Below are 21,334 nucleotides of genomic sequence, written 5' to 3' on the forward strand. Positions count from 1 at the left end.
GTAAAATGGCAGTTAAAATACCAATCGAATTTGTTCAAATAGATGAAGGAATTCACTTATTAGTAGAAGTAATTATTAATGGATTTCCAGTTAAGCTAGTGTTAGATACTGGTGCTTCTCGCACAGTATTAGATAGAAATACAATCGACCTATTCTTGGTTGATCAACTAGAAGAAACTGATGAGGAATCGACTAGTATAGGAAATGGTTCATTGAAAAGTCAAAAAGCAGTAATCAATGAGCTTCTGTTCGGTTCATTAGCACTTACGAATAGAATCGTCAACGTTTTGGACCTTTCCAATGTGATCGAAGTATACGAAGCCCTTAATTTGCCAATGATTCACGGAATACTTGGTGCCGAATTATTGCAAGAACTAAATGCGGTAATTGACTTTAAAGAAAAGAGTGTAACAATCTCTAGTTAATGTACGATTAGCTTTTCAGCCTTGCTCACTTTGCCGTCAGATTGAAGTTGTATAAAGTAAACCCCTTTATTTTGTTGACTTAAGTCTAGTTGTTCCATTTTTTGGCGGATGGTTTTCTCCAAAACTAATTTTCCTACTAAGTCAAATATTTTTACTTGATATGATTTTCCTTCTTCGAAATCAGATAGTAATAGGTTAAATTCTCCTTTAGAAGGGTTTGGGAATATTTTGAGTTGCATTTTAGAAGAACTTTCAAAATTAGCATGGTCATTATCGATTCCAACAAATCCATCACCATAAAAAATAGTTATACCACCCGATTGATTACCCAAAATAAGATCAATTTTCCCATCATTGTTTAAGTCATAAACATCACCTGATAAATTATACCCAATATTTAAATCAAGTGCATTGTCTTGAGTGAAAGTAAATGATCCGTATATGTTGGAGTCTATGTCTGTAAATGCTTTTAATTTGCCATTATTAGCAGGTGAAAGTAGTTGTAATTTACCTTGGTACTCGTAAAAAAGCGGTTGGCTGTTGTTGGATGGTTTATTTTGATTTTCATATATAGCAGACCTTACATTTCCAATAGAATCATATGAAACATTGATATATCCATTCCCGCTTTCATTGATAGTATCACTATCTATAATGTAGTTTCTAAAAGTAAGGTAATTGCTTGCTTGATTAACGCCTGTTAAATATAGAAATCCCCTATTCGCAGGGATGCTTGTTTCTGTAATCTCATATCGATCATTGATTGTTAAACCTGAAAGGTCCGGGTTGCCTTCAATGTAATATTTGAATATAAAGTTGCCTTCCCAAACAATAGAATCAATTTTTAAGTTGAAAATTGGAGATGCGTTAGTGCCTCTGTTTTTGAAAAAGTTTAGGTTACCTAACCGCTCGCCAACAACTAAATCAACTTTGCCATCTTTGTCTAAGTCAATAATTCTAGGGTTAGCATTTTCCCCTACTTCTATTTTTTGATAATTTTTCTCAGCTAATCTAAAATCGGCAACTGCTCCAATTCCTGCAATGTTTTCAAAGTAATGTAGTTTGCCAGTATCGTCACCAATAAGCATATCTACATCACCATCAGCGTCCAAATCACCAAAAGCAGTTGAGAGTCTATTAATGGCTCTATTTCCAAACCCTAATAATGGAAGTGTGTCAATTTGAAGGTAGTTTCGATCAATTAATTCAAATCTTGGATTGTTCTGAGTTCCTACATTTTTTAGTAATGCTAATCTACCCGCAGTAGTTAAAGAATCATCTCGATAAAAATTATTTCCGACAACCATGTCCATTAATCCATCAGAATTATAGTCAAAGAAGGTAGGCAAAGCATCTTTCCCGAAATCTAGGATTTCATCTTGAAGGAAATCACTTTTTACATATTCAAATTTTGGATTTCCAAGCGTTCCTGTATTTAAAAATAACCTTGTATTTTTTGCGTTTAAAGCGCTTACGTCATCAGTATTCACTGTTAAAATTAAATCCTTATTTCCATCATTGTTAAAATCCATAATGTATGTGGCTGGGAAGGTTGGGATATTGTTTCGATTTAATGAGTCCGGAGGATATATCCCATCATAGCTTACAATGTGGGAAGATTTAAATCCTGGCGTTTGGTCTCCATTAATCAAACGTTTTACAGAAGTTGAAGAAATGTCACCTAAAAGTAGATCCATTCCATTTTGATTGTCAAAGTCGTATAAAGTAACTGTGGATCCTGAGTGTTTATCTGTATTTACAGGAGTTCCTTTTGTGCCATCAGTAATTTCAGGATTATTGATATTGTTGTAACCACAACTATCTAAAAAGAGTTGTTCATCCACATTGCTTTCTGTGAACCTCCCCCAACAATAATTTCTATACTCGAATTTCAATCCGCAAATACCTAAAGAGTCCATTGAAACATTCTTTTGGTAATTGAGTTGGGTTGCCCCAAATGTTAGAAAATCAATGTCCCCATCCCCGTCTATGTCAGCAATGCCCGGTATGTCAGTTTTGGTTGAATTTAAGTTTTGTGGGAAAGTTGAAGAGCCTTTAACGAATAAAATTTCAGCAGCTCTAAATCTATTATTACCTAAAGATCCGATATTCTTGTGTGCCACAACTCCGCTTGATCCATCTCCTCTGAACATATCAATCATTCCATCGCAATCATAATCAATTAGTTTGATCCAGTCGTAAGATTTTGGGAGTATGTTGATGTATTTTGGTGCATACTTATAACGTACAACTCCTTGACTGCCTTCATTTAAATAGGTAACAAATTTCTCTCCTGCTCTATCAAAAACAACTAAATCTAGTTTCCCATCACCATTCAAATCAATTTCGTTGAATTGTGGCGCATTGAATCCGCCAGCGAACGCTGCATCCAAAAGAATTCCATTTTCCGAAACTTTTATGGAGTCAGCAATAACATATGTAAATTGAGAATGGGCAGAAATTTGTGTAAAAATAAATCCTACAAGTAAAAATAGTTTAGAAGGTATTCGCATGGTAAATGGTAGTTAATTTTAATTCAATCCAGTAGACGCCAAGATAAGAAGAAACGTTGTCTAACAGACCTTTTTTTTTTAATTCAAAATAATATGAATATAAAAGTACATCAAAATTGTTAATTACTAATGGAAATTCTATATTTGCACGCTTAATTTTGACGCACAAATACTAATAAAATGCAGAACAAAGGTTTAATCTGGACTTTCATCGTATTGCTATCACTAGCTTGTCTTTATCAATTGTCATTTACTTGGGTTGTTTCCGGAGTAGAGTCTGACGCTAAGGCATATTCGAATGGAGACCCCAAGGCTGAAGAAAGATATTTAGATTCAATGTCTTCAGTAGCAGTCTATCCAATTTTTGGATTTACTTATGCAGAGAGTAAGAAAAATGAACTGAACTTAGGTCTTGACCTGAAGGGTGGAATGAACGTAACCTTAGAGGTTTCTGTTGAGGATGTAGTAAAAGCTTTGGCCTCAAATAGCCAAGATGAGACTTTTGCAAAAGTAATCAACCGTGCTAAGGAATTGAAAAGAGAAAGTGACGATGATTATGTGACTCTTTTTGATAAAGCGTGGAAAGAAGTAGCTGCTGATAAGCAGATGACTGCTATTTTCTATACCTTGGAGAACAAGGATCGAATAGAAAGAAGTGCTACTAATGAAGACGTAATTGCCTTCATTCGTGAAGAAGCAGAGTCTGCATTTGATAGAAGTTTTGAAGTTTTGAGAACTAGAGTTAACCTATTTGGTGTAGCTCAACCTAATATTCAGAAGTTATCTGCTTCTGACCGTATTTTGGTTGAATTGCCAGGTGTTAAGGATAAAGATCGAGTTAGACAGTTACTGCAAGGAACTGCTAAGTTGGAGTTCTGGGAAACATACGAGAACCAAGAAGTATATCCTATGCTAGCTGAAGCCAACACGAAGTTGAAAGGCTTGTTGCTTGGTGAAGATTCTGATAAAGTGATTGAAATTGATTCAGCGGCAGTAATTGTTTCTGATTCTACAGTTGAAATTGCTGAAAATAATGAAGAGTTACTTTCTGGTGATTCAACAATGGTGGATACTGCGGTTGCTAAAGAAGAAAATTTAACTGATTTAATTTCTGGTGGAAATGAGTCGGATAGTTTAGGTCAAGGCGAGCAATCTATAGAGGAGTTTACAAAAGAAAATCCTTTGTTTGCGGTTTTGACTCCTGCTATTTTTCAAAATGAGCAAGGTAGTTACAGCCCTGGGAATGGTCCTGCTGTAGGTTTTGCAAGAATTTCTGATACTTCTAAAGTAAACGAATACTTGAGAATGGAAGAAATCCAAGCGATGTTCCCTTCTAAATTAAAATTGTTATGGACTGCAAAACCTTATGATGACGCTGAGCAATTTTTGCAATTAATCGCTATCAAAGTAAACAATAGAGACGGAAAAGCTCCTTTAGAAGGTGATGTTATTACTGATGCATTTCAAGATTTTAGCCCAATGGGTGGACGTCCTGAGATTACCATGAAAATGGATGCAGTAGGAGCAAAAGAATGGAAAGCCATTACAAAAAGCAATGTTGGTTCAAGCATCGCAATTGTTTTAGATAACTACGTTTACTCTTTCCCAAATGTGAACCAAGAAATTTCAGGTGGAGTTTCATCAATTGAAGGTGACTTCTCTATTGATGAAGCGAAATTAATCGCAAACATTTTGAAGGCTGGTAAATTGCCTGCTCCGGCTAAAATCGTTGAAGAAGCTATTGTTGGTCCTTCATTAGGACAAGAAGCAATTTCTTCAGGACTGTCATCATTCTTGATCGCCTTGTTGATTGTATTAATATACATGGTCTTTTATTATGGTAAAGCGGGTATTGCTTCAGATATCGCATTGTTGGCTAACTTATTCTTTGTTTTAGGAGTTCTAGCTTCAACGAATATTGCTTTGACACTTCCTGGTATTGCGGGTATTGTTTTAACGATAGGTATGTCAGTGGATGCAAACGTGCTAATTTATGAGCGAATTCGAGAAGAGCTTGCTGCCGGTAAAGGTGCTAGATTGGCAATTGAAGATGGATATAAAAATGCTTATTCTTCAATCCTAGATGCAAACGTAACTACACTATTGACTGGTGCTATTCTTTGGTTCTTCGGTACAGGTCCTGTTGAAGGTTTTGCTAAGACTTTAGTGATTGGTATTTTTACTTCACTATTCTCTGCAATCTTCATTACTCGATTGATTTTTGCTTGGAGATTGGATAATAAAAAGAAGATTACAGTTTCTACTCCTTTTACAGAAGGTGCATTCCAAAACATGGCGTTGAAGTTTGTAGCCAATAGAAAGAAGTTTTACATCTTCTCAGGAATCCTAATCTTAGTTGGAATTAGTTCTTTTGCTACAAAAGGATTGTCTTATGGAATTGACTTTACTGGAGGTAGGACTTACTTAGTTCGTTTTGATCAAGAGGTAAATACTACTGATGTTAGAAATTCATTGAAAGATGCATTTGTTACCGAGAATGGAGTGAATTTATCTCCTGAGGTAAAAACTTTTGGTAATGCGGATCAAGTAAAGATTACAACATCATTCTTAATTGATGATGAAGCTTTGGATGCTGATGATAAAGTAGAGGGTAAGCTAAACGAAGGTTTGTCTAAGATGAACTTGGATTATGAAATCATGAGTTCACAAAAAGTTGGTCCGACTATCGCAGACGACATTAAAACATCATCATTCTGGGCTATTGCATTCTCTTTAGTTATCATTTTCTTATACATTGTATTTAGATTTAGAAAGTGGCAGTATGGCCTTGGGGCTATTGTAGCGATTTTCCATGATGTACTTATTGTGTTAGCAATATTCTCAATATTCTATGGTATTTTACCTTTCTCTTTAGAAATTGACCAAGCATTTATTGCAGCTATTCTAACGGTAGTGGGATACTCTATTAACGATACAGTGGTAGTGTTTGATAGAATTAGAGAGTATTTAGGGATGCACAAGAAGGCGCCAATGGATGAGACTATCAATAATGCCTTGAACAGTACATTGAGTAGAACATTTAATACTTCTTTAAGTACAATATTCGTATTGTTAATGATCTTCCTTTTTGGTGGTGAAGTAATTCGAGGATTTGCTTTTGCACTTTTAATTGGTGTAATCGTTGGAACTTACTCTTCACTTTGTATTGCTACACCGGTAGTAGTAGATTTAGCGAAAAGAGACGAGCAAAAGAAAGTAAAGTAATAAATTAATATTTTTAATAAGCCCCATTCTTCAATAGAGGAGTGGGGCTTTTTATTTAATTTTGTTTCAAATTATAAAGACATGTTGAACTCCATCTTGCTTTTTTTCAATATTGGTACTCCCGAGTTATTCGTGATTATTTTAGTCATTATTATGTTCTTTGGATCTAAGAAGATTCCGGAGCTTGCGCGTGGTCTTGGGAAAGGGATTAGAGAATTCAAGAATGCCACTTCAGATATTCAAGAAGAGATTCGTAAAAGCTCTAAAGTTGTGAATGAAGAAATCAACATTACAAAAGACATAAACAGTCAGCCTCGAAAGAAAAATTCTGAAAACTAAATGCTACTATCCACTCTATTTCTTATTGGTGGTTTTCTGCTTTTAATATTAAGTGGAGACTTTTTAGTTAAAGGAGCGGTATCGATAGCATTAAAATTTAAGCTGTCTTCATTGGTCATAGGAATGACTATCGTCTCTTTTGGTACTTCTGCACCTGAATTGCTCGTGAGTATAGATGCTGCATTAAGTGGTTTTCCCGATATTACAATTGGAGCAATCGTTGGTTCTAATATCTCTAATATTGCTTTGATATTGGGACTTACAGCAATTATTTTTCCCATCGCTGTTAAACGTGCTACCATTCGGACGGATTGGCCAATGATGATGTTTTCTACATTGTTGTTCATTGCATTTGTCTTAGACGGAGAATTGTCGGCAATCGAAGGCCTTATTTTATTTGCTGCCTTGATAATTTTTATTGTTTGGTTAATTTACAACAGTAGAAAGACCCATGAACTGCCTGCTGCAGCAGAAGAAGTAGATGAAAGTGCTAAGAAGATTCCTGTTTGGAAGGCTGTTTTTTTAATTGGTCTTGGTGCATTAGGGTTGGTTTTTGGAGCTGATTTGATGTTAGAAGGTGCTGTCGATATAGCCAGGAAGTTTGATGTAACTGAACGTGTCATCGGATTAACCATCGTTGCTTTTGGGACAAGTTTACCTGAATTGATTACATCTTGCGTCGCAGCTTATAGAAAGGAGGCTGATATTTCAATTGGAAACCTTATTGGCTCCAATATATTTAATCTATTAGCAATTTTAGGTATAACAGCCATGATTCATCCAATACCGGTATCATCTAGTATTATCAATTTTGACAATTATGTGTTGTTGGCTATTTCAGCACTAATTTTTCCATTAATCTATTTTGGAAGGAAAGTCTCAAGAATAAAAGGTGTATTTCTTGTGTTATTCTATGTAATATACATTTATTCCCTCTTTTAGTAGTTCTTGGAGGGGGTGTCACATAATAAAGTGATTTTATTTTCACTTTGATTGAATAATTATGGGGGGTGGTTGATAAATAAATGCTTTTTTTTGAGCGAATCTAGATTATCTGTTTAAATTTGCAGGATAATTCACCTCAAATTTAATTTTATGTCAACTATACGTTTTAAAGCTTTAGAGGCCGTAATGTCTCGAACCCCAAAAGAAGTTAATTATCCTTCTGCTAAAGTTTCTGATTATTATGGAGTTCATGTATTCGATAAGGATGCAATGAGCCAGTATATGCCTAAAGATATCTACAAGGCAGTAGTTAGTGCAATTGAACAAGGTACACGTGTTGAACGTAAGATTACTGACTTAGTAGCATCGTCTATGAAGTCTTGGGCAATGGAAAAAGGGTGTACACATTATACGCACTGGTTTCAACCATTGACAGGAACTACTGCAGAAAAGCATGATGCATTCTTTGAGCCAATTAGCGAGAATAATGTAGTTGAGCGATTTGACGGAAATCAGTTGGTTCAACAGGAGCCAGATGCATCAAGTTTGCCAAATGGGGGTATCCGAAATACATTTGAAGCCAGAGGATATACTGCTTGGGATCCATCTTCCCCTGCATTTATTATTGGTAAAACTTTATGTATTCCAACTATATTTATTTCATACACAGGCGAGTCGTTGGATTATAAAATGCCATTATTAAAGGCATTGAACGCAGTTGACAAAGCTGCAGTTGATGTGAATCACTATTTTGATAAAAATGTAAATAAAGTAATTGCTACATTAGGTTGGGAGCAAGAATATTTTTTAGTGGACATCGCATTATTTAATGCGCGCCCTGACTTAATTGCAACTGGACGAACAGTTTTTGGTCATTCTCCTGCAAAAGGGCAAGAGTTAGAAGATCATTATTTTGGTGCAATTCCTGAAAGAGCAAGCGCGTTTATGCGTGAACTCGAGATTGAATGCATGCGTTTAGGTATCCCTGTTAAGACTCGTCACAATGAAGTAGCTCCAAATCAGTTTGAGTGTGCTCCGATTTTTGAAGAAGCCAATTTAGCTGTTGATCACAACCAATTGCTAATGGATATTATGGATCGAGTTGCTCGAAAGCATAATTTTAAAGTGTTGTTGCATGAAAAGCCATATGCTGGTGTAAATGGATCAGGAAAACACAATAACTGGTCATTGAGCACCAATACAGGTGTAAACTTATTAAGTCCGGGAAGTACGCCTAAATCTAACTTGAGATTTCTAACTTTCTTTATTAGTGCTATAAAAGCAGTTCATGATAATGCTGATTTATTAAGGTCTTCCATCGCAACTCCAGGTAATGAGCATAGATTAGGAGCAAATGAAGCACCTCCTGCAATTATCTCTGTTTTTATCGGTTCTCAATTAACAAAAGTGTTGAACCATCTGGAAACAAAAGTGAGTGAAAATAAAGCATTGACGGCTGATGAAAAAACAGAGTTGAAGTTGAATATTGGAAAGATTCCTCAAATATTATTAGACAATACAGATCGAAATAGAACTTCTCCATTTGCATTTACAGGAAACAAATTTGAGTTTAGAGCTGTTGGCTCAACAGCAAACTGCGCCAATGCAATGACTATTATCAATACAATTGTTGCTAAGCAGTTGGTAGACTTTAAAGAAGATGTTGATGCCTTAATTTCTAAGGGAGATAAAAAAGATGATGCAATCTTTAAAGTATTGAGAAGATACGTTGTTGAGTCTAAGAAAATTCGTTTTGAGGGTAATGGCTATGGTGAAGAATGGTTAAAGGAAGCGGAGAAAAGAGGATTAAATAATATCAATTCTGCGCCGCATGCATTAGATGTACTAAAAGAGAAGAAAACAATTGATTTGTTTGCGTCTCAAAATGTTTTGACGCACAGAGAATTGGAGGCTAGGCATGAGATTGCATTAGATAATTATACCACTGTTATTCGAATTGAATCAAGAGTAATGGGTGATTTAGCAATTAATCACATCATTCCTGTTGCAATTCGTTATCAAAATATTCTGATCAACAATGTAAAAGGTTTGAAAGCCATCTTTGATGCCGCGGACTTTAAGAAAAATGCAAAGAATCAATTGGAGATGATAGCAGCAATTTCTCAACACATCCAGATTATTTCTGAAAATGCTGAAAAAATGCGCGTTGAACGAAAAAGAATTAACAACTTATCTTCATCTGAAGAAAGAGCAAAAGAATACAGCTTAAAAGTGAAACCATTTTTCGATATTATAAGAAAAAGTGTCGACAAATTGGAGTTGACAGTAGATGACGAAATGTGGCCATTGCCAAAATATAGAGAATTATTGTATACCAAATAATCCCAAAATACAATCATGTACAAGCTTGATGTGTGCATGATTATATTTTACTTTAATGTACTTCATTGTAACATTAAAAAGATTTGTTTATTTTAGCACCCGTTGTGTAAAAAAAACCTTAATTCACCTCTATGAACTATAACAAACTAGTAGGTCTATTTTTCTTTGCTTTTATTTTTTCCCTAAATGTTAGCGCTCAAAAAGATTTCTTAAAAGAAGCAGATCATGCTCTTTACACTGAAGGAAAATACTTCGACGCCATCGAAATGTATAAGAAAGCCTATACAAAAGAGAAAGGCAGAGACGTAAAAGCCGAGATCATTTTTAAAATGGCTGAATCTTATCGCTTAAGTGATCAACCTGAACAAGCCGAAGTATGGTATGATAAGGCAATTCTTGCTCGTTATAACAACCCTTTATCTTACCTTCATTTAGGTGAAATGAAAATGGTGAATGGGAAGTATGATGAAGCAATTGTGCAGTTTAAAAAATACATTGCTGAAGTTCCCGAAGATCCAAGAGGTCAGCAAGGAGTGAAGTCAGCGCAAGATGCTCAAAAATGGAAAGATCAACCTACAAAGTATGTGGTTGAACCAATGAGTTTATTGAATTCTGAAGGCTATGATTTTTCTCCAACCTTTTCTGACAAAAACAATGAAGAAATAATTTTTACTTCTCTAAGAGAAGGCGCCACTGGTTCAGGAGTTTCTGCTGTTACTGGTCAAAGCTTTGCAGATTTGTATGTAACTTCTGTTGATAGAAAAGGAAAATGGAGTGAACCTAAATTAGTAGAAGGTATCAATACTGAAAGTGAAGAAGGTTCTGCAGTGATGAATCAGCGTAGAAATACAATTTACTTTACTAGATGTATGGTGGATAAAAAAGGGTATTTCGGTTGTAAGATTTATCAAGCTAAAAAAATGGGAAATTCCTTCGGTCAAGAAGAAGCTATTCCATTAGGAACTGATAGTACTACCATTGGTCACCCTGCATTGTCAGAGGATGATAAAACACTGATTTTCGCAGCTGACCTTGAAGGCGGCTATGGTGGAAAGGATTTATGGTATTCTACCTTAATTTCTCGTTCTAAAGGATGGTCTGAGCCAATCAATTTAGGTTCTGATATCAATACAGAAGGAGATGAAATGTTCCCTTACATTAAAGATGATGGAACATTGTATTTTGCCTCCAATGGTTTACCAGGGATGGGTGGATTAGACATTTTTAGTGCAGAGTCATTGGGAGAGAATAAGTGGGGAAATCCACAAAACATGAAGTCTCCAATTAACTCAAACGCCAATGATTTTGGAATTATCTTTAATGGAAAACAAAATAGAGGTTACTTTACGACTAGCCGACAAGGTGGTAAAGGGGAAGATGATATTTGGTCATTCTCTGAGCCTCCATTATTCTTTAAGTTAGAAGGATTAGTTAAAAACCTAGAAACAGGAGAGCCATTGGTTGCTGCTACAGTTACTTTAATTGGAACAGATGGTACCACTGCAGAGGCTGAAACGGATGCTGCCGGTACTTTCTCTTTTGCAGACAATGCTGGAGATCCTTATATTAAACCAAATACTTCCTATTCGATTTCTGTAACTAAGCCTGAGTTTTTAAAAGCAAAAGGTAACGAAACGACAGTCGGTGTTGAGGAAAGTAAGCGATTTGCACACTTGTATGAGTTGCAGCCTATAACTAAAGAAGCAATTAAGTTACCGGAGATTTTATATGAATTTGGTAAAACGACTCTTACCCCTCAAGCGAAAGATTCTCTAAATTATTTATACACTACGTTGATAGATAACCCGAATATTGTTATTGAGTTGAAGGCAAATACCGATAGTAGAGGTAGTGGCCCATTCAACATGAAACTATCTCAAGGACGTGCAGAATCTGCAGTAAACTACCTAATAAGTAAAGGTATTGCAGCAGACAGAATGGTGCCGAAAGGATACGGTGAGGACGCTTTGTTGATTACAGATGCTGAGATCAATGCAATGGCTACTGAGGAAGAACGTGAGGCTGCTCACCAATTGAACAGACGTACTGAATTTTCTATTTTGAGAACAGATTACATTCCTAAGAATGTACCTCAAATCCCAACGATAGAAACCGAGGGTTCTGAGGAGACAACACCTTCCGAAGAAGTGGTTCCTAGTGAAGATGCTGCACCATCTGGAGAAGTCGCTCCTGATAGTGAAGTAGAGTCAACAGAAGAGAACACAGAGGATACCGCTCCTGAAGGAGAAGAGTAGCGCAATAGATTTTATGATACTAAACGTCCCTTTCGTCTTATTCGAAGGGGATGTTTTTTTATTTTAACACATGGGTAATAACGAAAGATACGCACAGCGGGGTGTTTCAGCATCTAAAGAAGATGTGCACAACGCCATTAAGAATGTAGATAAAGGATTGTTTCCACAAGCTTTCTGTAAGATAGTACCTGATACTTTAACTGGAAGTGAGGATCACTGTATTGTGATGCACGCAGATGGTGCAGGCACGAAATCTTCGTTGGCTTATGCTTACTGGAAAGAGACTGGAGATATATCAGTTTGGAGAGGAATTGCACAAGATGCCATTATTATGAATACCGATGACTTATTGTGCGTCGGTGCTATTGATAATATTTTAGTTTCTTCTACAATTGGTAGAAACAAAAATTTAGTGCCAGGCGAAGTGATTTCAGCCATTATTAATGGAACAGAAGAGGTTTTAGCAGATTTAAGAAACCAAGGAATTGGGATTCATTCAACTGGTGGTGAAACTGCTGATGTAGGAGATTTGGTGCGGACAATTATTGTGGATTCTACGGTTACTTGTCGCATGAAGAAATCTGATGTAATCTCAAATCACAACATAAAACCCGGAAATGTTATTGTTGGATTGAGCTCTTTTGGTCAAGCTTCCTATGAAACGGAGTATAATGGAGGAATGGGAAGTAACGGACTTACAAGTGCTAGACATGATGTGTTTGGGAAAGCTGTTAAATCAAAATTTCCTGAAACTTATGATTCAGCAATTCCTGATGAGTTGACTTACTCCGGGAAATATGCCTTAACAGATCATATTGATGGGGTTTCTATCGATGTGGGTAAATTGGTGTTGTCTCCTACGAGAACGTATGCTCCTATCATTAAGCAAATCATAGAAAAGTATAAAGGGCAGATTGACGGAATGGTGCATTGCAGCGGTGGAGCACAAACTAAGGTGTTACACTTTGTTGATAAAGTACACGTTGTAAAGGACAATTTATTTGATGTTCCCCCATTGTTTCAATTAATAAAAGAGCAATCTGGAACTGAATGGAGCGAGATGTACAAAGTCTTCAATATGGGACATCGTATGGAATTGTATGTAGACGAATCTATCGCAAATGACATCATTAAAATAGCTCAATCATTTAATGTGGAAGCGAAGATTGTGGGAAGAGTTGAAGCGTGTGATCAAAAGAAGCTGACCATTAAGAGTGAGTTTGGCGAATTTATTTATTAGAAACTATGAGTAATTTATTACAAAAGCTGCAATCCATTAAAGAACGATGGGACGAAGTAGCACAATTGATCGTCGATCCAGAAATTATTTCGGACATGGATCGCTATGTCAAATTGAATAAAGAATATAAAGACTTAGAAGTTTTTGTTTTGACTTATGAAGACTATAAGAATGTGCTTGATAATATAGTTTCCTCCAAAGAAATTATATCGAAAGAGAAAGACGAAGAGTTTCGTGAGATGGCCAAAATGGAGTATGATGATTTGGTCGAGAGAAGAGATGAGTTAGAGGAGAAAATTAAATACATGTTGATTCCTAAGGATCCAGAAGATTCTAAGGATGTTATAGTCGAAATACGTGGAGGTACAGGAGGAGATGAAGCTGCTATTTTTGCTGGAGACTTATTTAACATGTATACGCGTTTTGTACAATCTAGAGGCTGGAAATATGAAGTGCTTTCTATGAATGAAGGAACTTCTGGAGGCTTTAAAGAGGTGTCGTTTAGCGTTAGTGGAGATGATATTTATGGAACCTTGAAATATGAATCAGGGGTGCATCGAGTTCAACGTGTACCTCAAACTGAAACTCAAGGTAGAGTGCATACTTCTGCGGCTACAGTTGCAGTTATGCCAGAAGCTGATGAAGTAGATATTAATTTGAATATGTCTGATGTGAAAAAAGATACGTTTAGATCTTCAGGTGCAGGTGGACAGCACGTAAACAAGACCGAGTCGGCAGTTCGATTGACTCACATCCCTACCAATACAGTGGTAGAATGTCAAGAAGGTCGAAGCCAGATAAAGAATTATGCTCAAGCATTAACCGTATTGCGATCTAGATTGTACGAAAAGGAATTGGCTATTAAAAATGCTGAACGAGCAGCACACCGGAAAACATTAGTATCCTCAGGTGATCGATCTGCAAAAATTAGAACATATAATTATCCGCAAGGAAGAGTAACTGATCATCGGATCAACTTTACGGTTCATAATCTAGATGCGATTATAAATGGTGGATCACTAGATGAAATAAGCGATGCCTTGAAAATGGCTGAGAATACTGAGAAAATGAAAGAAGGTTCAATTGATTAAATCATGAATAGAGTAGAGTTAGTTGCCCAAATTAAAGCAAAGAAGAGTTTTTTGTGTGTTGGGTTAGATACCGATATAGAAAAGATACCTGTGCATCTTCGAGAAAAAGAAGATCCAATTTTTGAATTTAATAAGGCCATTATTGATGCCACAAAGGACTATTGTGTAGCCTATAAACCAAATATTGCTTTCTACGAAAGTCTAGGAAGTAAGGGGTGGTTGAGTTTGGAGAAAACGTTGAATTATATTCCGAAAGATATTTTTACCATTGCGGATGCAAAGCGCGGAGACATCGGAAATACATCTAAATTGTATGCACGCGCATTTTTCGAGCAAATGGATTTTGATTCCATTACTGTGGCTCCTTATATGGGAAGCGATTCAGTGTTGCCTTTTTTGACTTACGAAAATAAATTTGTCATTTTGTTGGCTTTGACTTCCAATGAAGGAGCGTTAGATTTTCAGTTTATGACATCAAACTCAACTGGACTGAAATTATATGAAAAAGTAATTGCAAAGGCGAGTACTTGGGGAAATTCTGAAAACTTAATGTTTGTCGTTGGTGCCACTCGCCCAGAGATGTTGAAGAATATACGAAAGTTGGCTCCTGATAATTTTCTACTAGTTCCTGGTGTAGGTGCTCAGGGTGGTAGTTTAGAAGGAGTGGCAATGAATGGTATGAATAAAGACTGCGGACTATTAGTTAATTCTAGTAGAGGGATTATTTATGCCGATCAATCAGAAAGCTTTGCAACTGTAGCTGGTGAAAAAGCAAAAGAGCTGCAACAAGAAATGGAAGGTTACTTAAAGAAATTTGAAGTAATTTAAAGCAAAAAATGAAAGAAGACTTTCTACATTATATCTGGAAATTTCAAAATTTCAATACAGTAGAACTGGTTGGAACAAAAGGCGAACAGATTACAGTAAAGTCGATAGGAGTGCACAACCAAGATGCAGGGCCTGATTTTTTAAACGCACGTATACTTATTAATGGCCGCGAATGGGCAGGAAATGTGGAGATTCATATCAAGTCTTCTGATTGGTATGCCCATAAACATGAAAAGGACACCAACTATGAAAGTGTGATTCTACATGTGGTGCATGAATATGATCAACCGGTTCAACTAAAGGATGGGACTGAAATTCCAACTTTGGAATTGAAATCAATTATTCCTAGAACTGCGATTGAAAATTATACATCATTATTAAAGGAAACAGATTGGTTGGCTTGTCGCAATAGCATTGCGGACATAGATTCATTTACTTTAAAAAATTGGATTGATCGTTTGTTATTCGAACGATTGGAGACCAAATTGAAGCCCATTAATGATATCTTAAAACAATTCAATGGAGATTGGGAAAGCGTTTTCTATATATGGTTAGCGAAGTATTTCGGCTTCAAAGTAAATAGTGATCCTTTTTTTCAATTGGCCATCAACGTACCGTTTCAGCTGTATTCCAAATATGATCAATCGATGCAAATTGAAGCCCTTTTGTTTGGGCAAGCTGGATTATTGAGCAAAGAATTCAATGATGATTACCCGATTCTTCTAAAAAAAGAATACACCTATCTGAAGGCAAAACATAATTTGTTTGAAATGGATGGAAGCAATTGGAAGTTTTTAAGACTGCGACCTGCTAACTTCCCAACTATTCGATTGTCTCAATTTGCAAGCTTAGTTTTTCAGCATAAAAAGATGTTTTCATTGATCTTGGGAGCAAAATCTATTAATGATTTGATTCATTTGCTAGATGCAAAGTCTAATGAATATTGGGAATCGCATTTTTTATTTGATAAAACATCCAAGCCAAACAGGTTTACTCAACTCGGAATTTCTGGGAAAAGGATTTTAATAATTAACGCTATTGTCCCGGTTCTATTTGCCTACGGAAAAGAAACCGGAAATGATGTCCTAGTGAATCGTGCAGTTCAATTTTTAGAACAGCTGGAATCAGAAAAAAATACAATTGTGACTCATTTTAAAAAAAATGGAGTGAAAGTGAATAATGCCTATTCATCTCAAGCACTCATCCAGTTAAGTACATTGTATTGTAAAAATAAAAATTGCTTAAATTGTGCAATCGGAAATAAAATAATAAGAAGTTAATCTATGATACAAAGAGTTCAAGAAGTAGTCGAGAAAAATGCCTTCGGAGTTTGCGAATGGTGGGGTGAAAAGTTGGGAATCAAGATCCATCGAATTCGATTATTTTTCATTTATTTCTCATTCATTTCTGTTGGATTGTCCTTTTTCGTCTATCTAGCGATGGCATTTGTGTTGGAGCACAAAGAGCTCTTTAAGCATGTATTTTCAAAAAAAAGAACCAGTATTTGGGATCTTTAAGCTAATTCAATTCACTTAAAATCAAAAATTACATTTCATTGAAACGAATACTTATTACTGGTAGCAATGGCCTTTTAGGCCAAAAAATAATTAAAAACCTCGACACAGTTCGAAAAGGTCAATATGAAGTTTTAGCTACTTCTCAAGGAGAAAATAGAATTTCTGAAAAAAACGGATATCAATATAGATCATTAGACATTACCAATTCGGCAGAAATAGATGCTGTTTTTGATAATTTTAAGCCTGATGTAGTGATCAATACTGCCGCTATGACAAACGTTGATGTTTGTGAGGTCGAAAAAGTGAAATGCCGTCAACTTAATGTAGAGGCAGTGATGCATTTGATTAACGCATCAAGAAAGCACAATTCACACCTTATTCATTTATCTACAGATTTTGTTTTTGATGGTAAAGATGGTCCGTACAAAGAATCAGATGAGCCCAAACCATTGAGTTTTTATGGACAAAGTAAGTTCGATTCAGAGCGGTTGTTAGAAGAAAGTGATATCAAGTGGAGTAATGTTCGAACCATAATAGTGTATGGTGTTGCTGAAGCGATGAGCAGAACCAATATCGTACTATGGGCAAAACAGGCCTTGGAAAAAGGGGATCCATTGAGCATTGTAAATGATCAGTTTCGATCGCCTACTTTAGCAGAAGATTTAGCGGAAGGGTGTTTGTTGATTGCCGATCAAGGGAAGGAAGGGACTTATCACATTTCTGGAAAAGACCAAATGAGTATTGTAGAGTTGGTAAAACGAGTAGCCGCATACTTTAAGTTGGATGCAACTGAAATAAATGAGGTGAGTTCAAATACTTTGAATCAAGCGGCTAAACGTCCACCGAAAACTGGCTTTATTCTAGATAAAGCAATTTCTGAATTGAATTATCAACCACATACATTTGAAGAAGGACTACAATTTATAGAAGAACAATTGAAAGCCTAAAAAAAAGAATATATTTGTTAAATCACCTAACTAATAAAACCCAAAATCTTATACATGTCTAAATACACCAATTTTCTACTAGCCTTTTTGTTCATTACAGTAAATTTAACTGCTTCTGAATTTAAAGCGACAATTACAACAGACAATCCATCACCTGAAATTAATGATGGAGAAGCAAGAGTAAAAGTTAATGGTGGTGTTCCTCCGTATATTTATAAGTGGGATAAACAAAGCGTAAAACTTACTTCTGATTTGGCCACTGGTTTAACAGAAGGAGAAGAATTTTCTGTTATAGTTAGGGACTCTTTAGGTTCAGAAATAAAGCTGACAGGCATTGTTGAAACAAAATCAGGACCTGAAAGTATTAATTCACTTGTGAAGCCAATCGTTGGTTACATGAGTGATTTTTTGTTTTGGGACCCTTTTTCTGCGATGGGTATTTATGATCCTGTAGTGTATTCAGATTTAAAAAATGTGAAAGCACCAGGCTGGTCGAATCCTGAGGTAACTAAAATAGTGCTAAAAGAATGGAAAGTTGCAGAAGGAGTGGAGGTCAAAAAAGGACAACTTATTGCGATTGTAACTCAAGACAACATTAAAGATTTCGATGTGTTTGCTAACGCAGATGGAAAATTAAGGCACAATACAGCTGAAGGGAAAATTATTTTTGACTCCGATAATATTAGTGATATTATACAAGTGGGGGCTGAGAATATGGCTTCTATAATTTATGATACGCCTCAACCTGTTTTGCATCCTAATGGAGATATTCAGAAAAAGGGAATTCCATTCATTGTCGTTTGGTTGGTTTTAGGTGCTATTTTCTTTACCATTCGCATGCGATTTATCAACGCTATGGGTTTGCCTCATGCCATGGAATTAATAAAGGGTAAATATGACAATCCTGATGATGAAGGGCAGGTTTCTCATTTTCAAGCATTGACTACAGCTCTATCAGGAACGGTTGGGTTAGGAAATATTGCAGGTGTTGCTGTTGCGATTAGCTTAGGTGGACCAGGCGCAACCTTCTGGATGATAGTAGCTGGCTTGATTGGAATGGCTAGTAAATTCACTGAATGTACGTTGGGCGTAAAATATAGAATTGTAGGTAAAGATGGGGATGTGTCTGGTGGACCGATGTATTACTTAAGTGAAGGGTTGAAGCGCAAAGGAATGGGCGGACTAGGAAAGGTCTTGGCTGTTTTATTTGCTATCCTTTGTATTGGTGGTTCATTTGGTGGCGGTAATATGTTTCAAGCTAACCAAGCTTTCGCTCAGTTATCAGGTGAATTTCCTGCATTAGAGGGAATGGGGATTTGGTTTGGAATCGTTTTAGCCCTTTTGGTTGGAATCGTAATTATTGGTGGTATAAAAAGTATTGCGAAAGTGACAGACAAGATTGTACCTTTTATGACTGGTATCTATGTATTGTTTGCTTTGATAATTATTGGAATCAACTATGCAAATGTAGGAGATGTGTTCTACGAAATATATGAAGGAGCATTTAACTCACCTGCGATTAAGGGCGGAGTAATTGGTGTATTGATAGTAGGATTTCAACGAGCTGCTTTTTCGAATGAAGCAGGTGTTGGATCAGCTTCTATTGCCCACTCTGCATCTAAAACAAATGAGCCAGTTAGTGAAGGTGTAGTGGCTTTATTGGAGCCTTTTGTTGATACGGTATTGGTTTGTACGATGACTGCATTGGTATTAGTATTTACTGGATATGCTGATGGTACATCTGGTTTGGAGGGGTCTGAGTTGACTTCTGCTGCTTTTGGTTCTGTTTTCCCATGGTTCTCTTTGGTATTGGTAATTGCAATCTTCTTGTTTGCTTTTTCTACTATGATTTCTTGGTCTTACTACGGTTTAAAAGCATGGACTTATTTATTTGGAAAGAGTAAAACGGCTGAAAATGTATACAAATTAATCTTTTTGATTTTTATTGTGATTGGATCTTCAGTTGGACTAGGAGCAGTACTTGATTTTTCAGACTTAATGATTTTAGGGATGGCATTTCCTAATATTCTCGGTTTATTAATCTTATCTAAAGAAGTGCGATTGGACATGATTTCTTACTTCCAACGAATTAAATCTGGAGAAATTAAAAGGTTTAAGTAGTTTGATTTTTATAAATCAGTATATTAGAGGTGAAATTCACCTCAATGAGAAAGCAAGTTCGTGACTTTTTAACCTTTACTAAACTTGAAAAAGAAGGAGTGTTTGTATTCCTTCTACTAATCCTTTTTATCTGTGGGGTACTTTACACAATGGATTGGATCAATTGGAAAGCCAATCCTAACCCCGAAAAAATAAAATCCGAATTTGCTCGAATTGAACAACTAATTGATTCTGCACATACAGCTAAAATTGAAATCGAAAAAGCTGAAAAGGAGGCTAAATATGCTAAAAGGAAGAGTTTTAAAGAAACTGATGACTCAGATTCTAGCCCAATTTCTTATACCAACTTTAATCCAAATGAATTTTCGGTTGAAATGGGTCAATCAATCGGTCTTTCAGAAAAACAGTCTGGTTCTATCATAAATTACATAGAGAAAGGTGGGCAATTTAGAATTAAGAGCGATTTCAAAAAGATGTATGTAATTTCTGATGAAAAGTATGCTGATTTAAAAGAGTATATTTCTCTTCCAGATGAATACCCAAAAGATAGTCCTAATAAATTCGAGAAGAAGGTTCCCGAGTATAAGGAAAAGAAAAAGGAGTATCCGATAGCTTATGCAGACATTAATAGTGCTGATTCAGCTACTCTTGTAAAAGTTAAAGGGATTGGTGGGTATTATGCCAAATCAATTGTGAAATATAGGACTGAGCTTGGTGGATACATTAACATGGAGCAATTGAAAGAAATTTATGGAATGGATGAAGATCGATATTCTGCATTGTTACCATTTTTAAAATTGTCCAATCCAAAACCATTTAGAATGATTAATGTTAATACGGTATCAAAGGATGAGTTGAAACTTCATCCATATTTTGACTGGAATCTGACGAGGTCATTAATAAATTATAGAGAGAATCATGGAAAGTTTGAAGCTTTAAAGGATCTGCAGAAACTCCAGTTGATAGACACTAATATATATCGTAAAATTGCACCATATTTAACATTGTAAGCATGCTAGAAGATAAAATAAAAGGGACAATTCGAGATGTTATTGACTTTCCAAAAGAAGGGATTGTTTTTAAAGACATTACCCCTATATTAGAGAATCCGGAGTTAACAGAAGAGATTACAAAAGCATTTGTAAATCAGAGTAAGGTGTTAAAACCTGATGCTATTTTAGGGATTGAGAGCAGAGGATTTTTCTGGGGATTATTGATTGCTCAAGCGATGGGAATTCCGTTTATTCCGGTTCGTAAGAAAGGTAAGTTGCCCTACAAAACCATCTCATATAAGTATGATTTAGAGTATGGTTCTGCCGAGATTGAAATGCATGAAGATGCGCTTTCTAAAGGAATGAATGTTATCGTTCATGATGATTTGTTAGCTACTGGCGGTACGGCTATGGCCGCTGCTGAATTAGTAAAATCTCAAGGTGCAAATGTTGTGGGTTTTTCATTTCTAGTGAACCTTACTTTTTTGAACGGAGAACAAAAAATTGCCCCTTATTCCAATAATATTATAAGTTTAGTCAATTATTAAAATAG

At 35.9% G+C, this 21,334-nt stretch carries 16 protein-coding genes; 15 read left to right on the forward strand and 1 reads right to left on the reverse strand.

The window, feature by feature from the left end:
• Nucleotides 1-5: 5 nt before the first annotated feature.
• A complete protein-coding gene (locus tag ACTB0X_RS05355; protein ID WP_463023963.1) occupies nucleotides 6-425 on the forward strand; it encodes a retropepsin-like aspartic protease in 420 nt (139 codons plus the stop codon).
• Here ACTB0X_RS05355 and ACTB0X_RS05360 read toward each other — a convergent pair.
• On the reverse strand, nucleotides 422-2,938 hold the full coding sequence (locus ACTB0X_RS05360; protein WP_463023964.1) for a T9SS type A sorting domain-containing protein: 2,517 nt from the start codon (nucleotides 2,936-2,938) through the stop codon (nucleotides 422-424). The two genes, ACTB0X_RS05355 and ACTB0X_RS05360, sit on opposite strands and share 4 nt — an antisense overlap.
• Nucleotides 2,939-3,118: 180 nt before the next feature.
• On the opposite strand from ACTB0X_RS05360, the gene secDF reads away from it, so the two are divergent.
• The 14 genes from secDF to ACTB0X_RS05430 all read left to right on the forward strand — a co-directional run bounded on the left by secDF (nucleotide 3,119) and on the right by ACTB0X_RS05430 (nucleotide 21,329).
• Complete coding sequence (gene secDF, locus ACTB0X_RS05365) at nucleotides 3,119-6,163, forward strand: protein translocase subunit SecDF (RefSeq protein WP_463023965.1); 3,045 nt, start codon at nucleotides 3,119-3,121, stop codon at nucleotides 6,161-6,163.
• An 81-nt stretch (nucleotides 6,164-6,244) separates the two neighbouring features.
• The gene (locus tag ACTB0X_RS05370) at nucleotides 6,245-6,502 is read left to right on the forward strand and encodes a Sec-independent protein translocase subunit TatA/TatB (protein WP_463023966.1); all 258 of its coding nucleotides are present in this window, start codon (nucleotides 6,245-6,247) and stop codon (nucleotides 6,500-6,502) included.
• The gene (locus ACTB0X_RS05375) at nucleotides 6,503-7,444 is read left to right on the forward strand and encodes a calcium/sodium antiporter (protein WP_463023967.1); all 942 of its coding nucleotides are present in this window, start codon (nucleotides 6,503-6,505) and stop codon (nucleotides 7,442-7,444) included. It abuts the gene before it with no gap.
• A gap of 153 nt (nucleotides 7,445-7,597) precedes the next feature.
• Nucleotides 7,598-9,790, forward strand: a complete 2,193-nt coding sequence (locus tag ACTB0X_RS05380; RefSeq protein WP_463023968.1) for a glutamine synthetase III family protein — start codon at nucleotides 7,598-7,600, stop codon at nucleotides 9,788-9,790.
• A 131-nt stretch (nucleotides 9,791-9,921) separates the two neighbouring features.
• Nucleotides 9,922-12,045: an OmpA family protein gene (locus ACTB0X_RS05385; RefSeq protein WP_463023969.1), complete on the forward strand. Its 2,124-nt coding sequence runs from the start codon at nucleotides 9,922-9,924 to the stop codon at nucleotides 12,043-12,045.
• 70 nt (nucleotides 12,046-12,115) lie between these two features.
• Entirely contained in the window at nucleotides 12,116-13,285 is a 1,170-nt protein-coding gene (locus ACTB0X_RS05390; RefSeq protein ID WP_463023970.1) for an AIR synthase related protein, read from the forward strand.
• Nucleotides 13,286-13,290: 5 nt separating this feature from the next.
• Nucleotides 13,291-14,376: a peptide chain release factor 1 gene (gene prfA, locus ACTB0X_RS05395; protein WP_463023971.1), complete on the forward strand. Its 1,086-nt coding sequence runs from the start codon at nucleotides 13,291-13,293 to the stop codon at nucleotides 14,374-14,376.
• Between the two features lie 3 nt (nucleotides 14,377-14,379).
• A complete protein-coding gene (pyrF, locus tag ACTB0X_RS05400; RefSeq protein ID WP_463023972.1) occupies nucleotides 14,380-15,204 on the forward strand; it encodes an orotidine-5'-phosphate decarboxylase in 825 nt (274 codons plus the stop codon).
• A gap of 8 nt (nucleotides 15,205-15,212) precedes the next feature.
• Nucleotides 15,213-16,484, forward strand: coding sequence for a DUF2851 family protein (locus tag ACTB0X_RS05405; protein WP_463023973.1), 1,272 nt, complete (start codon nucleotides 15,213-15,215; stop codon nucleotides 16,482-16,484).
• Nucleotides 16,485-16,487: 3 nt separating this feature from the next.
• Nucleotides 16,488-16,721, forward strand: coding sequence for a PspC family transcriptional regulator (locus ACTB0X_RS05410; protein WP_463023974.1), 234 nt, complete (start codon nucleotides 16,488-16,490; stop codon nucleotides 16,719-16,721).
• A 38-nt stretch (nucleotides 16,722-16,759) separates the two neighbouring features.
• Complete coding sequence (locus tag ACTB0X_RS05415; protein WP_463023975.1) at nucleotides 16,760-17,668, forward strand: SDR family oxidoreductase; 909 nt, start codon at nucleotides 16,760-16,762, stop codon at nucleotides 17,666-17,668.
• Nucleotides 17,669-17,722: 54 nt separating this feature from the next.
• The gene (locus tag ACTB0X_RS05420; RefSeq protein ID WP_463023976.1) at nucleotides 17,723-19,789 is read left to right on the forward strand and encodes an alanine/glycine:cation symporter family protein; all 2,067 of its coding nucleotides are present in this window, start codon (nucleotides 17,723-17,725) and stop codon (nucleotides 19,787-19,789) included.
• Nucleotides 19,790-19,833: 44 nt separating this feature from the next.
• The gene (locus tag ACTB0X_RS05425; RefSeq protein WP_463023977.1) at nucleotides 19,834-20,799 is read left to right on the forward strand and encodes a helix-hairpin-helix domain-containing protein; all 966 of its coding nucleotides are present in this window, start codon (nucleotides 19,834-19,836) and stop codon (nucleotides 20,797-20,799) included.
• A 2-nt stretch (nucleotides 20,800-20,801) separates the two neighbouring features.
• Nucleotides 20,802-21,329: an adenine phosphoribosyltransferase gene (locus ACTB0X_RS05430; RefSeq protein WP_463023978.1), complete on the forward strand. Its 528-nt coding sequence runs from the start codon at nucleotides 20,802-20,804 to the stop codon at nucleotides 21,327-21,329.
• The last annotated feature ends 5 nt before the right edge of the window (nucleotides 21,330-21,334 follow it).

The organism is Acidiluteibacter sp. (genome assembly GCF_055129545.1).

Excerpts from the sequence above, each read along its gene's own strand:
- ACTB0X_RS05355 (WP_463023963.1), top strand. The coding sequence starts at position 6 with ATGGCAGTTAAAATACCAATCGAATTTGTTCAAATAGATGAAGGAATT.
- ACTB0X_RS05360 (WP_463023964.1), bottom strand. The coding sequence starts at position 2,938 with ATGCGAATACCTTCTAAACTATTTTTACTTGTAGGATTTATTTTTACA.
- secDF (WP_463023965.1), top strand. The coding sequence starts at position 3,119 with ATGCAGAACAAAGGTTTAATCTGGACTTTCATCGTATTGCTATCACTA.
- ACTB0X_RS05370 (WP_463023966.1), top strand. The coding sequence starts at position 6,245 with ATGTTGAACTCCATCTTGCTTTTTTTCAATATTGGTACTCCCGAGTTA.
- ACTB0X_RS05375 (WP_463023967.1), top strand. The coding sequence starts at position 6,503 with ATGCTACTATCCACTCTATTTCTTATTGGTGGTTTTCTGCTTTTAATA.
- ACTB0X_RS05380 (WP_463023968.1), top strand. The coding sequence starts at position 7,598 with ATGTCAACTATACGTTTTAAAGCTTTAGAGGCCGTAATGTCTCGAACC.
- ACTB0X_RS05385 (WP_463023969.1), top strand. The coding sequence starts at position 9,922 with ATGAACTATAACAAACTAGTAGGTCTATTTTTCTTTGCTTTTATTTTT.
- ACTB0X_RS05390 (WP_463023970.1), top strand. The coding sequence starts at position 12,116 with ATGGGTAATAACGAAAGATACGCACAGCGGGGTGTTTCAGCATCTAAA.
- prfA (WP_463023971.1), top strand. The coding sequence starts at position 13,291 with ATGAGTAATTTATTACAAAAGCTGCAATCCATTAAAGAACGATGGGAC.
- pyrF (WP_463023972.1), top strand. The coding sequence starts at position 14,380 with ATGAATAGAGTAGAGTTAGTTGCCCAAATTAAAGCAAAGAAGAGTTTT.
- ACTB0X_RS05405 (WP_463023973.1), top strand. The coding sequence starts at position 15,213 with ATGAAAGAAGACTTTCTACATTATATCTGGAAATTTCAAAATTTCAAT.
- ACTB0X_RS05410 (WP_463023974.1), top strand. The coding sequence starts at position 16,488 with ATGATACAAAGAGTTCAAGAAGTAGTCGAGAAAAATGCCTTCGGAGTT.
- ACTB0X_RS05420 (WP_463023976.1), top strand. The coding sequence starts at position 17,723 with ATGTCTAAATACACCAATTTTCTACTAGCCTTTTTGTTCATTACAGTA.
- ACTB0X_RS05425 (WP_463023977.1), top strand. The coding sequence starts at position 19,834 with ATGAGAAAGCAAGTTCGTGACTTTTTAACCTTTACTAAACTTGAAAAA.
- ACTB0X_RS05430 (WP_463023978.1), top strand. The coding sequence starts at position 20,802 with ATGCTAGAAGATAAAATAAAAGGGACAATTCGAGATGTTATTGACTTT.